General features: G+C 70.9%; 14 protein-coding genes. 9 read left to right on the top strand and 5 right to left on the bottom strand.

All coding sequences use genetic code 11. From position 1 onward, the window contains the following. Positions 1-71: 71 nt before the first annotated feature. The gene (locus ACIQ1J_RS21490) at positions 72-788 is read left to right on the top strand and encodes a DUF402 domain-containing protein (RefSeq protein WP_210964227.1); all 717 of its coding nucleotides are present in this window, start codon (positions 72-74) and stop codon (positions 786-788) included. A 281-nt stretch (positions 789-1069) separates the two neighbouring features. Beyond that, a complete protein-coding gene (locus tag ACIQ1J_RS21495) occupies positions 1070-3196 on the top strand; it encodes a SpoIIE family protein phosphatase (protein ID WP_403558756.1) in 2127 nt (708 codons plus the stop codon). Positions 3197-3264: 68 nt separating this feature from the next. On the opposite strand, the gene ACIQ1J_RS21500 is transcribed toward ACIQ1J_RS21495, so the two are convergent. Continuing rightward, positions 3265-5583: a transglycosylase domain-containing protein gene (locus ACIQ1J_RS21500; protein WP_403558758.1), complete on the bottom strand. Its 2319-nt coding sequence runs from the start codon at positions 5581-5583 to the stop codon at positions 3265-3267. Between the two features lie 281 nt (positions 5584-5864). On the opposite strand from ACIQ1J_RS21500, the gene ACIQ1J_RS21505 reads away from it, so the two are divergent. From ACIQ1J_RS21505 to ACIQ1J_RS21525, 5 genes are all read left to right on the top strand, one after another. Continuing rightward, a complete protein-coding gene (locus ACIQ1J_RS21505; protein ID WP_403558760.1) occupies positions 5865-6812 on the top strand; it encodes an SPFH domain-containing protein in 948 nt (315 codons plus the stop codon). Further along, on the top strand, positions 6809-7138 hold the full coding sequence (locus ACIQ1J_RS21510; protein WP_403558762.1) for a hypothetical protein: 330 nt from the start codon (positions 6809-6811) through the stop codon (positions 7136-7138). Before ACIQ1J_RS21505 ends, ACIQ1J_RS21510 begins: the two co-directional genes overlap by 4 nt. A 160-nt stretch (positions 7139-7298) precedes the next feature. Beyond that, positions 7299-7823 (top strand): PadR family transcriptional regulator, encoded by a 525-nt coding sequence (locus ACIQ1J_RS21515; protein WP_403558764.1) that lies wholly within the window; start codon positions 7299-7301, stop codon positions 7821-7823. Then, complete coding sequence (locus ACIQ1J_RS21520; protein WP_403558766.1) at positions 7820-8509, top strand: ABC transporter ATP-binding protein; 690 nt, start codon at positions 7820-7822, stop codon at positions 8507-8509. Before ACIQ1J_RS21515 ends, ACIQ1J_RS21520 begins: the two co-directional genes overlap by 4 nt. Then, positions 8506-10848, top strand: a complete 2343-nt coding sequence (locus ACIQ1J_RS21525; RefSeq protein ID WP_403558768.1) for an ABC transporter permease — start codon at positions 8506-8508, stop codon at positions 10846-10848. Before ACIQ1J_RS21520 ends, ACIQ1J_RS21525 begins: the two co-directional genes overlap by 4 nt. A 218-nt stretch (positions 10849-11066) precedes the next feature. Here ACIQ1J_RS21525 and ACIQ1J_RS21530 read toward each other — a convergent pair whose 3' ends face one another. Then, complete coding sequence (locus ACIQ1J_RS21530) at positions 11067-12005, bottom strand: LysR substrate-binding domain-containing protein (protein WP_403558770.1); 939 nt, start codon at positions 12003-12005, stop codon at positions 11067-11069. Positions 12006-12142: 137 nt separating this feature from the next. Between ACIQ1J_RS21530 and ACIQ1J_RS21535 the strand changes: the two genes are divergently transcribed. After that, entirely contained in the window at positions 12143-12697 is a 555-nt protein-coding gene (locus ACIQ1J_RS21535) for a peroxiredoxin (RefSeq protein WP_121748980.1), read from the top strand. 6 nt (positions 12698-12703) lie between these two features. Then, positions 12704-13240, top strand: coding sequence for an alkyl hydroperoxide reductase (locus ACIQ1J_RS21540; RefSeq protein ID WP_403558772.1), 537 nt, complete (start codon positions 12704-12706; stop codon positions 13238-13240). A 66-nt stretch (positions 13241-13306) separates the two neighbouring features. Here ACIQ1J_RS21540 and ACIQ1J_RS21545 read toward each other — a convergent pair whose 3' ends face one another. The 3 genes from ACIQ1J_RS21545 to ACIQ1J_RS21555 all read right to left on the bottom strand — a co-directional run bounded on the left by ACIQ1J_RS21545 (position 13307) and on the right by ACIQ1J_RS21555 (position 17327). Further along, entirely contained in the window at positions 13307-14722 is a 1416-nt protein-coding gene (locus ACIQ1J_RS21545; protein WP_403558774.1) for an AI-2E family transporter, read from the bottom strand. Between the two features lie 148 nt (positions 14723-14870). Further along, positions 14871-15575, bottom strand: coding sequence for a transglycosylase SLT domain-containing protein (locus ACIQ1J_RS21550; protein ID WP_210964235.1), 705 nt, complete (start codon positions 15573-15575; stop codon positions 14871-14873). Between the two features lie 426 nt (positions 15576-16001). Beyond that, positions 16002-17327, bottom strand: a complete 1326-nt coding sequence (locus ACIQ1J_RS21555; RefSeq protein ID WP_403558776.1) for a PhoH family protein — start codon at positions 17325-17327, stop codon at positions 16002-16004. Positions 17328-17972: the final 645 nt, after the last annotated feature.

Here is a 17972-nt window from a genome sequence, read left to right on the forward strand (position 1 = left end):
ACGCTCGTGGACGTCGGCGCTCGTCCGCGATCACCGGCGCGCCAGGTGGCAAGGGCACCTAATATCTGTCCATGGCAGACGGTGAAGCGGTGAGCGCGGCGACGGAAGCGGGGACCGAGGGGGGCGGTCCGGCGGCCCCGGCGGGGTACTGGGCGCCCGGCAGCCGGATCCTGTGGCGGTACCGGGAGAACGGCGGCCCGCACCTCCACATCGTGCGCCCCGTCACCGTCGTACGGGACGACGCCGACCTGCTCGCCGTGTGGCTGGCCCCCGGCACCGACTGTGTGAAGCCGGTACTCGCCGACGGCACGCCCGTGCACCTGGAACCGCTGGTCACGCGCTACACCAAACCGCGCACCGTGCAGCGCGACCGGTGGTTCGGCACGGGTGTGCTGAAGCTGGCCCGGCCCGGCGAGCCCTGGTCGGTGTGGCTGTTCTGGGATCCGGGCTGGCGGTTCAAGAACTGGTACGTGAACCTGGAGGAGCCGCTGACCCGCTGGGAGGGCGGGGTGGACTCCGAGGACCACTTCCTGGACATCTCCGTCCAACCGGACCGCACCTGGCACTGGCGGGACGAGGACGAGTTCGCCCAGGCCCAGCGGGACCGGCTGATGGACGCCCGGCTCGCCGAGCGGGTGCGGAAGGCGGGGCGTGCCGCGGTGGCGGAGATCCGCGCCTGGGGCTCCCCGTTCGCGGACGGCTGGGAACACTGGCGCCCGGATCCGTCCTGGCCGGTACCGTCGCTGCCCGGAGACTGGGACCGCACGCCCGCGCACGTGTCCTCATGAGACCCTTGATACGCCCCCGGGCAGGAAACGTAGGATCGTCCTCCGCAAGGGAGCGCGGCACCAACCGGCGAAGTGTGCGCTGTGCTTGACCGATCGTCACCGAGGGGCGGCAGGACGTGAGCGAGAGGTACGAGGGCGACACGGATACGGGCCGCAGACGGTCCGCCGGTGACACAGGAACAGCTTCTGACCACGCGGCGATCCCGTTCCCGGGCCACGTATGTCCGGGTATCGGGATTTCTGCGGGACGAACTGCACGCGCCGCGCGCAGTCCCGGACGGATGGATTCGACACGCGTGACGGAGCACCCGACCTCCTTCGACCGCCCCCCGACGGGCGGCGACCCCGCGGATCCCCGCGGGGCGCTCCTGCGTACCCCCGTGCCGCCACGCGCCCCCGGGGCCGCGTTACCGGCACAGGGGCGCACCGGAGAGACGCCGCCCACCGCGGGTGCGGACTCCTCCGGCACCTTCGAGCACTCCCAGCCCGGCGCCGAGCAGGCCGCCGAGCCCGGCACGCACCGCCCGCGGCCCACGTCCGACAGCGTCCCGGCCCAGCCCGGCGGTGCGCAGACCGGAGCGGGGACCGTCCCCGGAGCCGTACCCGGTTCCGGGACACCGGCGGGTGCGGAGCGCCGTGGCGCGCCGCTGGAACCGGACCGCCGTACCGGGCAGCCCACCATGCCGGGACAGCCCACGCCCATGCGGCGGGACGGTGACCGGCTGCGGTTCGTGGGAGCCGCGACCCGGCGGATCGCCCGGGGCATGGACCTCGACGAGATCGTGATGGGGCTGTGCCGGGCCACCGTGCCGACGTTCGCGGACGCGATCCTCGTCTACCTGCGCGAGCCGCTGCCGGTCGGCGACGAACGGCCCACCGGCCCCCTCGTGCTGCGGTTGCGCCGCACCGACCGGATACCGGCCGAGCGGGACACCGAGAGCGGCTTCACGCCCGCGGCCCAGCCCGAGCTCTCCGAGCTGGACACGGTCGGCTCCGAGCTGTGCGAGGTGCGGCCGGGCAGCGCGCTCGCCGAGGTGCTGCGCGGTGTGCGGCCGGTCTTCACGGACACGCCCGCCGCCCGCGCCGCCCTGCCCGAACTGCTCGGCGACGAGCGGGACTTCGCCGTACCCGACGGCCGGCGGGCGATCCTCGCGCCGCTGCGCGGCCGGCGCCGGGTGATCGGGGCCGCCCTGTTCCTGCGCGGCCCGGAGCGCGTCGCCTTCGAGACCGACGACCTGCTGGTCGCCGCCCAGCTCGCCACGCACAGCGCCCTCGGCATCGACAAGGCGGTGCTGTACGGGCGTGAGGCGTACATCGCCGACGAGTTGCAGCGCACCATGCTCCCGGAGAACCTGCCGCGCTGCACCGGCGTCAGGCTGGCCTCCCGCTACCTCCCGGCGGCCGAGACGGCACGGGTCGGCGGCGACTGGTACGACGCCATCCCGCTGCCCGGCAGCAGGGTCGCGCTGGTCGTCGGTGACGTCATGGGCCACTCCATGACGTCGGCGGCCATCATGGGCCAGCTCCGGACCACCGCGCAGACCCTGGCCGGGCTCGACCTGCCCCCGCAGGAGGTGCTGCACCACCTCGACGAGCAGGCCCAGCGCCTGGGCACCGACCGCATGGCGACCTGCCTGTACGCCGTGTACGACCCGGTATCGCACCGCATCACCGTCGCCAACGCCGGGCACCCGCCGCCCGTGCTGCTGCACATGGACGGCCATGCCGAGGTGCTGCGGGTGCCCGCGGGCGCCCCCATCGGGGTCGGCGGCGTGGACTTCGAGGCCGTCGAGCTGGACGCCCCCGCCGGCGCGACCCTGCTCCTCTACACGGACGGGCTGGTCGAGTCCCGGCTGCGCGACGTGTGGACCGGCATAGAGCAGCTGCGGGAGCGCCTCGCGGCGACCGCGCAGCTCACCGGTCCCGACCATCCGCCGCCTCTGGAAGCCCTGTGCGACGAGGTGCTGGACATGCTCGGTCCGGGCGACCGGGACGACGACATCGCGCTGCTCGCCGCCCGCTTCGACGGCATCGCGCCCAGCGACGTGGCGTACTGGTTCCTGGAGCCCGATGACACCGCCCCCGGCCGGGCCCGGCGCCTGGCCCGGCGCGCCCTCGCCCGCTGGGGCATGGAGGACCTCACGGACTCGGTGGAGCTGCTGGTCAGTGAGGTCGTGACCAACGCCGTGCGGTACGCCACCAAGCCGGTCACGCTGCGGCTGCTGCGTACGGACGTGCTGCGCTGCGAGGTCGGCGACGACGTGCCGCAGCTGCCGCGGCTGCGGCAGGCACGGGCGACGGACGAGGGCGGGCGCGGGCTGTACCTGGTGAACCGGCTGGCCCGGCGCTGGGGGGCGACGCGGCTGAGCACCGGGAAGGTGGTCTGGTTCGAGCTGAACCGGGGCTGAGGCACGTACCCGCGAAAGGGCGCCCGGTGAGGGTCACCGGGCGCCCTTTCGCGCGTTCCTGTCGTCGGTCACCGCTCCTGCCGGTCCCCGTCCGGGAAGAGCGGGTTCTCCGGCTCCGTGGGCTCACCGCCGGTCGGCGGTGGTTCGGTCGACGGACTGTTCGACGGGGACTGAGCCGGCTCCTCGGTCGTCGGCTCGTCGGTCGTCGGCTCGTCGGTCGTCGGCTCGTCGGTGGTCGGCTCGTCGGTGGTCGGCTCCTGGGTCGTCGGCTCGTCGGACGGCGACTGCGTCGGCGGCTCGGGGGCCGACGGCGACTCGCTGGGCTGCACCGCGGCGCCCTGCTTGGTCTCCAGGTCGAACTCGGTGACCTCGCCCATGACGCCGAAGGTGTACGCCGCCCAGATCTCCGCGGGGAAGCCACCGCCGTCGACGCGGGGCTCTCCGCCCGCCTTGTACATCGGGACCTGCGGGTGCGGTGCCTTGTCGTCCTCGCCGAACAGGCCGACCGAGGTGACCAGGCCGGGCGTGAAGCCGGTGAACCACGCCGACTTGTTGTTGTCGGACGTACCCGTCTTGCCGGCGACCTGCTGGCCGTCGCGCAGGGGGTTCTCCCGCACGGACCGCCTGGCCGTACCGTCGTCGACCACGCCGGTCAGTACGGAGGTCACCGTGTCGGCGGCCTCGCGGCCGATGACCTGCTCGCCGATCGGGTCGGGGAGCTCGATCCTGCGGTCCTTGTGCTCGATCGACTTCACGACGGCCGGGGTGACCTTCTTGCCGTGGTTGTCGAGGGTGGCGTAGACGCCGGCCATCTCCAGCGGGCTCGCGCCCATACTGCCCAGGGTCTGCGCCGGCACGGCATCCACGCCCTCGGTGTCCATGCCGAGTTCGCCCGCGGTCTTGATGACCTCGGACATGCCGACGTCGATGCCCATCTGCGCGAAGACGGAGTTGACGGACTTGTTCATCGCCTCCTGGACGGTGACGTCGCCGTAGCTCCTGTCGTCTTCGTTGGGGGGTGCGAAGCCGACCTCGCGGTCGCCGTCCAGCACGGGGCGCTCACTCGTGCCGTCGTAGATCGTGTTGGCCGTGATCGGCACGCCGTCCTGCGTCTCGGCGTCCTGCTCGACGGCCGCGGCGAGGATCACCGGCTTGAAGGTGGAGGCGGGCTGGTAGTCGTCGCGGGTGGCGTTGTTCGTGAAGTGCTTCAGGTAGTCCACGCCGCCGTACATCGCCAGGACCGCGCCGGTCTTCGGGTCGACGGAGACGGCGCCGGCCTGGACGTCGGCGTCGACCGCGCGCTTGTCGGGGTCCAGCTTGCTGGTGAGCTTGGCCTTGACCGCCTTCTCCAGCTCCGCCTGCTTCTTCTCGTCGATGTTGAGCGTGATGGTGTAGCCGCCGAGGTCGACCAGGGCCTTGGCCTGCTCCATGTCCTCGGCGGCGCCCTGGGCGACGAGCCGCTGTTTCAGCGTGAACTCGGCCGCGTCCACCAGGTACCCGGTCTGGCCCTCCATCCCCTGCACCGGCTTGGGCGCCTCGGGCTCCGGGAACTTCATGTTCTGGCGGTCGGCTCGGCCCAGCCACTTCTGCTCGACCATGTTGTTCAGCACGTAGTTCCAGCGCTCCTGGACCAGCTTCTTGCCGGTGTCGCTGGCGATCGCCCAGTCGTACTGGTTGGGCGCCTGGAGCAGCGCCGCGAGGTACGCGCCCTGCTCGACCGTCAGGTCCTCGGCGTCGACGCGGTAGTAGGCCTGGGCGGCGGCCTGGATGCCGTAGGCGCCGCGGCCGTAGTAGCTGGTGTTGATGTAGCCGGCGAGGATGTAGTCCTTGGACTTCTCCCGGTCCAGCTTCAGGGAGATGACCAGTTCCTTCAGCTTGCGCGAGACCGTCTGTTCCTGGGACAGGTAGTAGTTCTTGACGTACTGCTGGGTGATCGTCGAACCGCCCTGCGCGCCCTTGCCGGAGAGCGTGTTGAGCACACCGCGCGCGGTGCCCTTGAGGTCGACGCCGGCGTCCTTGTAGAAGGTCTTGTTCTCCGCGGCGACGAAGGTGCGCTGGACCTCCTTGGGCACCTTGGCCAGGTCGACGATCTCGCGGTTGCGCTCGCCGTCACGGGCCATGATGCTGCCGTCGCTGTACTTGTAGACGTTGCTCTGCAGCTCCGCCTCGGGGTTCCCCTCGGGGATGTCGATCACCAGGTAGAGCACGATGAAAGCACCCATGCCGAGCAGGCAGAGGCCGAAGAAGGTCCCGAGGATCTTCTTCCAGGTGAACAGCGCGCGTATGCCGCTCTTACCGGTCCCGCCCGCCCCCGCGGAACGGCGGCGTTTGGGCGCCGCGCGGCGGCCACCGCGCTGTCGCGCTTTTCTCTCTTCCGCTCGTCCCATGGGTCCGATCCGCTCCGCTTCGTTCATCTGTGACCACGTCTCGCACACGAGTCACACAGGTTCGTCGCTCAGGTCAGCTCAGAAAGCTAACACCGGGAGATATGACATACGGCTGCCGATCCAGCCTTTTACGGACGTGAGAATCAGCACCCGCTCCTACGGAACCGACGTACGAGGGGTGTGCAAGGTTGCCGTACGCGGGTAAAGTGTTATCACTTAGCTAGATCGAAGATAGATGCCGAGCAAGCGCGAGCACGCCCGGCCGGAACGGGGGACCACCCATGCCCACACACGACACGCACGACACTTCGCAGGTCACCGCCGACGTACCCGAGATGCCGGCGCCACGGGTGCGCGAGATGCAGGCGCACAGCATCGGCGGCGGCCTCGCGCTGCTGCTGGGGCTGGTCGGGCTGCTCGTCGGCGCCGGCCTGATCGCCACCGCGACGGCGGCCGCGTCGGCCGGAGCGAAGGCCGCCCTGATCGTCGCGGGCATCGTGGTCGCCCTGGCCGCGTTCCTCGCGATGTGCGGGCTGAACATGGTGGCGCCGGGCGAGGCCCGGGTGGTCCAGCTCTTCGGGCGCTACCGGGGCACGATCCGGCAGGACGGGCTGCGCTGGGTGAACCCCCTCACCTCGCGCACCAAGATCTCGACGCGGGTACGCAACCACGAGACGGCCGTCCTGAAGGTGAACGACGCCTACGGCAACCCCATCGAGCTGGCCGCCGTCGTGGTGTGGCGGGTGGAGGACACCGCGCAGGCCACCTTCGAGGTGGACGACTACATCGAGTTCGTCTCCACCCAGACCGAGGCGGCCGTGCGGCACATCGCCATCGAGTACCCCTACGACGCCCACGACGAGGACGGCCTCTCGCTGCGCGGCAACGCCGAGGAGATCACCGAGAAGCTCGCCGTCGAACTGCACGCGCGCGTGGAGGCGGCCGGGGTGCAGATCATCGAGTCCCGCTTCACGCACCTCGCGTACGCCCCCGAGATCGCCTCGGCGATGCTCCAGCGGCAGCAGGCCGGCGCGGTGGTCGCGGCGCGGCGGCAGATCGTGGACGGCGCGGTGGGCATGGTCGAGGCGGCGCTCGCCCGGATCAGCGAGCAGGGCATCGTGGAGATGGACGACGAGCGCAAGGCGGCGATGGTGTCCAACCTGATGGTCGTGCTCTGCGGGGACCGCGCCGCCCAGCCGGTCCTGAACACGGGGACGCTCTACCAGTGACGACCCCGTCCGAGGGCCCCCCGTCCCGGGGTTCCAGGTCCGAGAGCTCCCCGCCCGGGGGCTCCGCGCCCCAGGACCCGGCCCCGAAGCGTCGGCCGCAGCAGCAGCGCAAGCAGGTGCTGCTGCGGCTGGACCCACAGGTGTACGAGGCGCTGGCCCGCTGGGCGGGCGACGAGCTGCGCTCGGCCAACGCCCAGATCGAGTTCCTGCTCCGCAGGGCACTGGCGGAGGCGGGCCGGCTGCCCGGGGACGCCGGACCGCTGCCACGCCGAGGGCGCCCGCCCAGGGGTCCGGGGGCGGGACCCGGGCCCACCCCACCGTCGTGACGAAGCCGGACAGGCCGCGCCACCGCGTCACGCGGAGGCGCGGCCTCCGCCGTCACGGAACCGTGACAATCGCCCCCGACCTGCGGTCCCGTACACCCCGCCACGATCTCTGCACCGGGCGTATACATGACGCGTATACACCGTGTGTAGAGTGCTCCGCATGTCCATCGGTCACACCCTCCTGGGGCTCCTGGAGTCCGGGCCGCGCCACGGTTACGACCTGAAGCGCGCCTTCGACGAGAAGTTCGGTCACGACCGGCCGCTGCACTACGGCCAGGTCTACTCGACGATGTCCCGCCTGCTGAAGAACGGCCTCGTCGTCGTCGACGGCATCGAGGCGGGCGGCGGTCCCGAGCGCAAGCGGTACGCGATCACCGATGCGGGGATCACCGACGTACAGCAGTGGCTCGCCACGCCAGAGAAGCTCGAGCCGTACCTCCAGTCGACGCTCTACACCAAGGTCGTCCTCGCGCTGCTCACCCACCGCGACGCCGCCGACATCCTCGACACGCAGCGCTCGGAGCATCTGCGCGGCATGCGGATCCTCACCGACCGCAAGCGCAAGGGCGATCTCGCCGACCAGCTCATCTGCGACCACGCCCTGTTCCATCTGGAGGCCGACCTGCGGTGGCTGGAGCTGACCGCGGCGCGCCTCGACAAGCTCCGCGAGGCGGTGGCCCGATGACTCCTCCCGCAGGTTCGCTGCTCTCGGCCGAGCAGCTGCGCAAGGCCTACGGCCCGACCCTCGCCCTCGACGGCGCGGAGTTCTCCATCCACCCCGGCGAGGTCGTCGCCGTGATGGGCCCCTCCGGGTCCGGCAAGTCGACGCTGCTGCACTGCCTCGCCGGCATCGTGCCGCCCGACTCGGGGACGATCGCGTACAACGGGCGTGAGCTGTCCGCCATGAACGATGCCCAGCGCAGTGCGCTGCGCCGCTCGGACTTCGGGTTCGTGTTCCAGTTCGGGCAGCTCGTGCCGGAGCTGACCTGCGTCGAGAACGTCGCCCTTCCGCTGCGGCTGAACGGCACCTCCCGCAAGGAGGCCGAGCGGGCCGCGCTGACCTGGATGGAGCGCCTCGAGGTCGACGACCTGCGCAAGAAGCGGCCCGGCGAGGTCTCCGGCGGCCAGGGCCAGCGGGTCGCGGTGGCGCGGTCGCTGGTGACCAACCCGCGTGTGCTCTTCGCCGACGAGCCGACCGGCGCGCTGGACTCCCTCAACGGCGAGCGTGTGATGGAACTCCTCACGGACGCCGCCCGCTCCACCAACGCCGCCGTCGTCCTCGTCACCCACGAGGCCCGGGTGGCCGCCTACTCCGACCGCGAGATCGTCGTGCGCGACGGCAAGTCCCGGGACATGGAGCGGGTCGTATGAGCGTGCGGCAGTGGGCCCGGGACCTGGCCATGGGCGCCCGCTTCGCCTTCACCGGCGGGCGCGAGGGCTGGACCCGGGCCGTGCTGACGGCCGTCGGTGTCGGACTCGGCGTGGCGCTGCTCCTGCTGACGACGGCGATCCCGAACGCGCTCGCCGTCCGGCACGACCGGGAGGCGGCCCGTACCGACATCACCTTCTCCTCCGAGCAGTTGCCGAAGGCCGACGACACCCTCGTGGTCGCCGAGGTCGGCTCGGACTTCCGCGACGACAGTGTCCGGGGCCGGGCCCTGGACCCCGAGGGGCCGCGGGCGCCGCTGCCGCCGGGGGTGGAGAAATTCCCCGCGGTCGGGGAGATGGTGGTCTCCCCCGCGCTGAAGAAGCTGCTGGAGTCCGGCTCCGGCGCGCTGCTGCGCGAGCGGCTGCCGGACCGGATCGTCGGCACCATCGGGGAGAGCGGGCTGATCGGCTCGGCAGAACTCGCCTTCTACCGGGGCGCCGACGACCTCGCGTCGCACATCGACGGGGGCTCGATCACCCGTATCGACCGGTTCGGGGATCCGGATCCGTCGTCCGAGCGGTCCGACCCGGTACTGCTCCTGCTGATCCTCGTCGTCTTCGTGGTGCTGCTGACACCGGTCGCGGTCTTCATCGCCGCGGCCGTGCGGTTCGGCGGCGAGCGGCGGGACCGGCGGCTCGCCGCGCTGCGGCTGGTGGGCTCGGACGGTGGTATGACCCGGCGGATCGCCGCGGGCGAGGCGATGGCGGGCGCCGTGCTGGGGCTGGTCTTCGGCGCCGTGTTCTTCATGATCGGACGCCAGCTCGCGGGCACCGCCGAGGTGTTCCGCATCAGTGTGTTCCCGAGCTACCTCAACCCGTCGCCGCTGCTGGCCCTGCTGGTCGGCGTCGCGGTGCCGGCGGCTGCGGTGCTGGTGACGCTGTTCGCGCTGCGCGGGGTGGTCATCGAACCGCTCGGCGTGGTCCGCGCGGGCCGGCCGGCGCGGCGCCGCCTGTGGTGGCGGCTGCTGCTCCCGCTGGCCGGTCTCGCCATGCTCTACCCGATGATCGGCGACGGGCGGGACAACGGCGACTTCAACCAGTACCTGGTGACCGGGGGCGTCGTCCTGCTCCTGGTGGGCGTGACCGCGCTGCTGCCGTGGATCGTGGAGACCGTCGTCGCCCGGCTCGGCTCGGGCGGCGTGGCCTGGCAGCTCGCCGTGCGCAGGCTGCAGATGAGCAGCGGTACGGCGGCCCGGATGGTCAACGGCATCGCGGTGGCCGTCGCGGGGGCGATCGCGCTGCAGATGCTGTTCGTCGGCGTGGACGACGACTACACCAGGTCCACCGGGCAAAACCTCTCGCAGGCACAGATGGAGGTCACCCTGCCGAGTGAGCTGCTGGTGGCCCGGGCGGCCGGCGAGCTCCGGGACACCGAGGGCGTGAAGGCCGTCTACGGCTACTCCGAGGGCTACCTCGGCGACCGCCCCGAGGACCCGGAGCACGGTTCGACGGTGACCGTGGGCGACTGCGCGGCGCTGCGGGCGATGGCCCGCATCGACTCCTGCGCCGACGGGGACGTGTTCGCCGTCCACGGTGCCGAGTGGGACGGCGAGGAGGACATGGCGAAGCTGGCCGTGGCGGGCCGGAAGCTTTACGTGGACCCGTCGTACGAGGGCGGCCCGAAGAGCGAGGAGATCCCCTGGACGGTGCCGCAGGGCGTGAAGGCGGCGAAGCCGCGCAAGGGGCTGCTGGCCGGGATCGACCGGGGCGGCTTCCTGTTCACCCCGAAGGCGGTGCCGGACGCGCTCGCGCCGGCCCTGACCGGCCACGCCTACCTCAAGCTGGACGAGTCGGTGGCGGACGTGCACGACCGGGTACGGACGGCCGCGGCGGGCATCGATCCGCTGGCGGACACCCTGACCTGGGCGGAAACGGAGCGGACCGGCCGGTTCGATGCCATCCGCACCGGTCTGTTCGTCGGGACGGCGTGCGTACTGGCGCTGATCGGGGTAAGCCTGCTGGTCTCGCAGCTGGAGCAGTTGCGCGAGCGGAAGAAGCTGCTGTCGGCCCTGGTCGCCTTCGGCACCCGGCGGCGCACGCTCAGCCTGTCGGTGCTGTGGCAGACGGCGATTCCCATCGCGCTCGGCCTGCTGCTGGCCACGGTGGTGGGCCTGACCCTGGGCACGGTACTGCTGAAGATGACGAACACCCCGGTCAGCGTCGACTGGGCCGGCGTCCTGACCATGACCGGCATCGGCGCCGCGGTCGTCCTGGCGGTGACGCTGTTCAGCCTGCCGCCGCTGCTGCGGCTGATGCGGCCGGAGGGACTGCGCACGGAGTAGGTTCCCGGCGCGTACGGTCCGGCGTGCCTCCGGACCGAAGCCACACCGGGCCGAAGGCACGCCGGACCGGAGGCACGCCGGACCGAGGGCCGGACCGAAGGCACACCGGACCGAAGGCACACCGGACCGAAGGCACACCGGGCCGAAGGCACACCGGGCCGAAGGCACGCCGGACCGGAGGCACGCCGGACCGAGGGCACGCCGGGTGCGGCGTGCCCTCAGCCGTGCACCGTCCGTACCGGCAGGTCCTCCATCGCCTCCCGAAGGGCCGCCGCCAGCTCCTCGTACTCCGCGGAACGCGCCGCGCCCGTGCGCATGGCGAGGGCGATGCGGCGGGTGGGGGCCGGGTCGGCGAAGGAGCCGGTGAGGAGCTGGCTGGAGCGGGACGTCTCCACCCGGACCGCCGTACGCGGCAGCAGCGTCACGCCCAGGCCGCCCGCCACCAGCTGCACCAGCGTCGACAGACCGGCGGCCGTCGTCGTCGCCGGGACGCCCGCGCGGCCCGCCTCACGGCAGATGTCGAGTGCCTGGTCGCGCAGGCAGTGCCCCTCGTCGAGCAGCAGCAGCTTCAGCTCGCGCAGCACCGCCCGCTCGATGCCCTCCCGGCCGCCGAGCCGGTGGTCGAGCGGGGTGACGAGCACGAAGTCCTCGTCGAAGAGCGGGAGCTCCGTCACCCCGGGGACGCCGAGCGGTACCGCCAGCAGGAGCAGGTCGAGGCGGCCGGACGTGAGACCGTCCAGCAGGCTCGCCGTCTGCTCCTCGTGGACCTGGAGGTCCAGGTCCGGATAGCGGTCGTGGACCAGCCGCAGCACCGTCGGCAGCAGATACGGCGCCACCGTCGGGATGACCCCGAGCCGCAGCACCCCGGTGAAGGGCGCCCGCACCGCCTCCGCCTCCTCCAGCAGTGCGCCGACCTCCGCCAGTACCGCCTTCGTCCGTACCGCGAGCCGTTCCCCGGCGGGCGAGAGCAGTACCTTGCGCGTCGTACGCTCCAAGAGGGTGACACCCAGTGCCTCCTCCAGGGCGGAAACGGCGCCGGAGAGCGCGGGCTGGCTCATGCCGATCGCGGCAGCGGCATCGCGGAAGTGCAGATGCTCGGCGACCGCTTCGAAAGCCCGCAGCTGGGCGAGGCTGGGCTGCCTCTTCTTACCGGGCACTAATAGCCACCTCCGATCAACTCGACCGAGTGTAGCTATTTCACTAATCAATGCACCCTGTGCCAACATCAATAACGTCCAACCCATGGGAAATACTCGCAAAACGGGTGTTTCTTCGCTGCATTTTTGGAGAGCGCGTGCTCACTGTCGGTGACAAGTTCCCCGAGTTCGATCTGACCGCCTGCGTCTCGCTGGAGAAGGGCAAGGAGTTCCAGCAGATCAACCACAAGACCTACGAGGGTCAGTGGAAGGTCGTCTTCGCATGGCCCAAGGACTTCACCTTCGTGTGCCCGACCGAGATCGCCGCCTTCGGCAAGCTGAACGACGAGTTCGCCGACCGTGACGCCCAGGTCCTCGGCTTCTCCGGCGACTCCGAGTTCGTCCACCACGCCTGGCGCAAGGACCACCCGGACCTGACCGACCTGCCGTTCCCGATGATGGCGGACTCCCGCCACGAGCTGATGCGCGACCTCGGCATCGAGGGCGAGGACGGCTTCGCCAAGCGCGCCGTGTTCATCGTGGACCAGAACAACGAGATCCAGTTCACCATGGTGACCGCCGGCTCGGTCGGCCGTAACCCCAAGGAGGTCCTGCGGGTCCTCGACGCCCTGCAGACCGACGAGCTCTGCCCGTGCAACTGGAGCAAGGGCGACGAGACCCTCGACCCCGTCGCGCTGCTGTCGGGAGAGTGAGCTGACATGTCCCTCGATTCCCTGAAGTCCGCCGTACCGGACTACGCCAAGGACCTGAAGCTCAACCTGGGTTCGGTCATCGGCAACTCCGGTCTCCCGGCGCAGCAGCTGTGGGGCACCGTGCTGGCGACCGCCATCGCCTCGCGCTCCCCCATAGTGCTGCGTGAGCTGGAGCCGGAGGCGAAGGCGAACCTCACGCCCGAGGCGTACTCGGCCGCCAAGTCGGCCGCCGCCGTCATGGCGATGAACAACGTCTTCTACCGCACCCGGCACCTGCTGTCGGACCACGAGTACGGCACCCTGCGCGCCGGTCTGCGGATGAACGTCATCGGCAACCCGGGCGTCGACAAGGTCGACTTCGAGCTGTGGTCCTTCGCGGTGTCCGCCATCAACGGCTGCGGCATGTGCCTGGACTCGCACGAGCAGGTGCTCCGCAAGGCCGGCGTGGACCGCGAGACGATCCAGGAGGCGTTCAAGATCGCCGCCGTGGTCGAGGCCGTCGGCGTCACGCTGGACGCCGAGGCGGTTCTCGCCGACCAGTAGTCCCGCGCCGCGGAGACGAAACGGGCCCCGCTCACCGACTCGGTGAGCGGGGCCCGCCGCGTGTCGCTACGCCGGAGAGGTGTCCGACGGCGGCGGTTCGGCCGCCGCGGGCTCCGGCGCGGGGCCCGCCACCGCGGAGGCGTCCGCCACGGAGGCGTCCGTCGGGGGGACGTCCGTCGGCCTCGCGCCGCGCGGTTTCGCGGACTGCCGCGCAGTGGCCTCACGGGAGTACGCCCGCAGATAGCCCACGACGGTGTTCGTCACCGCCACCAGCGGTACGGCGACCACCGCGCCGCCGATGCCGGCCACCATGCCGCCGGTGGCCACCGCCAGCACCACCGCCAGCGGATGGACCCGCACCGCGCGGCCCAGGATGAACGGCTGCAGGATGTGACCCTCGATCTGCTGCACCACCAGCACCACGACGAGCGTCATGACCGCCGCGAACATGCCCTGCGTCACCAGCGCCACCACGACCGCGAGCGCGCCGGACACCACCGCGCCGACGAGCGGGATGAAGGCGAACAGGAAGATGAACACGGCCAGCGGGACGGCCATCGGCACGTCCAGGAAGTAGATGCCGAGGCCGATGAAGATGGCGTCGATCAGCGCCACGATCACCGTGCCGCGGACATACGCCGTCAGCGTCCGCCACGCGCGCGGACCGGCCCCGGCCACGCCCGGCCGGGCCGCCGCCGGCACCAGCTTCAGCGTCCACTGCCAGATGCGCTTGCCGTCGTAGAGCAGGAAGAGCGTCGAGAAGGCGGCCAGCAGGATGCCCGTGAGCGCCTCGACGACGACCGTGACGCCCTCCAGACCGGCGGACGTTATCTGGTCGGTGTTGGCGCCGACCGCCTCGCGCAGGTTCTTGGCGATCTCGTTGATCTGCTTGTCGGTGACGTGGAAGGGGCTGTTCAGGAGCCAGTTGCGCAGCTCGTCGATGCCGTCCTGGACCTGGTCGGAGAGGTTGTCGATGTTCTCCATGACCTGCCAGGTGACGAACCAGCCGATCAGCCCCATCACCACGAACCCGAGGATGGCGGTCAGGGCGGTGGCCGGCCCCCGCGGCACCCCGTGCCGGCGCAGCCACGCCACGGTCGGCTGGAGCAGCGCCGTGATCAGCAGCGCGGCCACGAACGCCAGCACCACCAGCTGTACGGCGCTGATGACCCGCATCAGTACCCATACGGTGCCCGCGAGGACCAGCAGCCGCCACCCCGCCTCCGCGGCGACGCGCACACCCCAGGGCACGGCCTGTGCCGGGTCGGGGCGGGTCTGGACCACGAGCGGGTGTTGGGCGGAGGTGTACTCCCCAGGCGTGTCTTCCGGTGACGGCGGCGCCGCCTGGTCGGCGGCGGTCGCCGGTGCGTCGTCGTCGTCGGAGTCGGCCCGCTCGGCCGCTTCGCGTCGCTGCTCCAACCGCCTGCTCATCCGGGTCAGTCCGGCGCCGAGCCGACCGAGCCACCCTGGCACTCGAGACATGATCCGTCCTCTTCCCCCGTCTTTCCCCACCACTCCCCCCGGAGTCGTTTCGGTCCGACCGTACATGGCGGGAACGCGAAAGCCCCTCACCGTAGGACGGTGAGGGGCTGCGCGAGGTTGAGCGGTGTTCCGGCCGCGCCGGGCGGGCTCAGTACCAGTGGTTGGCCTGCCAGAAGGACCATGCGTCACACGGGCTGCCGTAGCGGCTGTCCATGTAGTTGAGGCCCCACTTGATCTGGGTGGCCGGGTTGGTCCGCCAGTCGGCGCCCGCGGAGGAGTACTTGCCGGCCGGCAGCGCCTGGAAGAGACCGTAGGCGCCCGAGGAGGGGTTGACCGCCTGGTAGTTCCAGCTGGACTCGTGGTCCACGATGTTGCTGAAGCACTGCCACTGGCCGCTGGGCACCATCTGACGGGCCATCGCCTGGATCTGGCTGATGCTGTAGGAGCTCTGGACGGCGAAGCTGGTGGACTCGCGCTTGGCGTCGCGGCTGGCCGCTTCCTCCTGCGCCTTGCGCTTCTTGGCCTCCTCGGCCGCCTTGGCTTCCTTCTTGGCCTTCTCCTGCTTGGCCACGGCGGTCTCGGCGGCTGCCTTGCGGGCCGCCTCCTCGGCGTCCTTCTTGGCGCTCGCGTCCGCGGCGATGGCCTGTACGTCGGCCTGCTGCGTCAGGGACGCGGTCTGCACCTGCGCCTGCTCGCCCATGGGGATGTCCGCGAGCAGCGTCGTGCCTGCTGCTGTCGCCTCCGCGTCGTTGTTCTGCGCGGTGCTGCCCGAGGCAACGCCGACGACGCTTCCGACTGCGGTGACCGCCGTGGCCGAGGCCACTGCGAATCCCCGGACCGAGATCCGGCTCACACGGTTTCCTTCCAGCATCGCCCGCTTCGGTGACCCTCGCGGACGCAATCGTGCCCCTGGCGCTGGCCTCCCCAACTACGGGTCACGGGAGGCGCGGGCCCGGTGGACAACTCCCCCGAAGGGAGCGCCACGTGGTGCTCGGGCGGCATACGACGCTGCTATGGAGTTGGACTGGTGCGTCTGTGGTGCCGTACCGCTGGGGGCACAGGTGTGTCGTATGCGGGGCCTGACAGGAGTGAGACTCTGCCGTAACCCGACGGGGTGAGGCAATTCTGTGTTGCGTGTGAAAGCTCACATCCCGTTTGACCCAGGGGATTCCCGGAAACCCCCACCCGCGAAGACGCCGCCCGGCTAGGCTCTTGGCCTTTCCGAGCGGCGCCGACTCTCGGGTAACCGGCCCTTCACGGGTCGGAGTCCGCGGAAGCGTCAGATGTGCCCGTCCTCCAGCATTTCGGTCACAAGTGCCGCGATCTGGGACCTCTCGGAGCGGGTCAGGGTGACGTGCGCGAAGAGCGGATGGCCCTTCAGCTTCTCGACGACGGCGACGACTCCGTCGTACCGCCCGACCCGCAGATTGTCCCGCTGCGCCACGTCATGGGTCAGTACGACCCGTGAATTGGCGCCGATGCGGGACAGCACGGTCAGCAGGACGTTCCGCTCCAGGGACTGCGCCTCGTCCACGATGACGAACGCGTCGTGCAGCGAGCGCCCCCGGATGTGGGTGAGCGGCAGCACCTCCAGCATCCCGCGCGCGGTCACCTCCTCGATGACCTCCCGGCTGGTGACGGCCGACAGCGTGTCGAAGACCGCCTGCGCCCAGGGGCTCATCTTCTCGGCCTCGGAGCCGGGCAGATAGCCGAGCTCCTGCCCGCCCACCGCGTACAGCGGACGGAAGACCATCACCTTCTGGTGCTGCCGGCGCTCCAGCACGGCCTCCAGGCCCGCGCACAGAGCCAGCGCCGACTTGCCGGTGCCGGCCCGGCCGCCCATCGACACGATGCCGACGTCCGGGTCGAGGAGCAGGTCGAGCGCGATCCGCTGCTCGGCGCTGCGGCCCTTGATGCCGAACGCCTCCCGGTCGCCGCGGACCAGGCGGACGTTGCCGTCGGGCGTGACCCGGCCGAGGGCCTTGCCGCGCTCCGACTGGATGGTCAGGCCCGTGTGCACCGGCAGCTCGGCGGCCTCGGGGACGTAGACCCGGCCCTCCTCGAAGAGCACGTCCACCTGCTCACCCGGCAGGGTGAGTTCGGACATGCCGGTCCAGCCGGAGGCGTCCGTGATGGCCAGCTCGGCGCGGTACTCCTCGGCGAGCAGACCGACGGAGGACGCCTTGATCCGCAGCGGGAGGTCCTTGGACACGACTGTGACGTCGAATCCTTCCGCCTGCAGATTGCGGGCCACCGCGAGGATGCGGGAGTCGTTGTCCCCCAGGCGATAGCCGTTGGGCAGCACACTGGGGTCCGAGTGGTTGAGCTCGACACGCACGGTGCCGCCGAGATCCCCGATCGGAATGGGGGCGTCGAGGCGACCGTGCCGCACCCGGAACTCGTCGAGCAGGCGCAGGGCCTGCCGGGCGAAGTAGCCGAGCTCGGGATGGTGCCGCTTGGCCTCCAGCTCCGTCACCACGACGATCGGGAGCACGACCTCGTGCTCGTCGAAGCGGTTCAGAGCGTTCGGGTCGGCCAGCAGGACGCTGGTGTCGAGAACGTAGGTGCGCCGATCAGGCTTGTGGCGCTTTGTGCTGGTCACCACGGAAGGACGTACCCCCTCGGAAGAGGTCGGGGAGCGACGGAGTGGACGCTGGGCCGGGAGGGCGGGAACGAGCCGACCGGTTGGGCCCGCCTGTCAGGCAGGTCCGTAAGACCGCCATGCACCGGCGTGGGCCGCGAACCGGCCCTCCGCCGCGTCTTCCGTGCCGTGACCGCACGGTGGGGCTGGTGCAAAGAGCCTCCCGGGCGGACGGCTCCGTGCCGTCCGCTGAGATACGACACCCGTGGTTCGGGCGTCGACCTGCTTGGCTTATGCCCTCGATCGAGCGCCGCCATGCCACGACACAGGACGGCGCACCGGTGAACTCCTCATTACGGGCGCCACGCCGGGAGATCGCGGCGCGAGGTACGAGGCCCCGGAGGGGAGGGGAAGCCGGCCGGCGAGGAGAGGAGACGTGCGGCGAGAGGGCAGAAAAAACGGGCCGGTCCGTGGGGGGGAGACGGACCGGCCCGAGGGGGGGTTTCCACCATAACCCTTTGTAAGTGATGCTGCGTGCATCGGCGTGCCACAACTACTCTCCGAAGTTGCCCGGCGACGCCCGGATGCGCCCGGAAGCACTCATTCCGCCCTGAATCATGGCCAAAATACAGCCGATCCACGGGTGAACAGGAGCCGAAAGGGGCTGAA

Origin of the sequence: Streptomyces sp. NPDC097107, assembly GCF_044762405.1 — a bacterium.
GTDB lineage: Bacteria > Actinomycetota > Actinomycetes > Streptomycetales > Streptomycetaceae > Streptomyces > Streptomyces thinghirensis.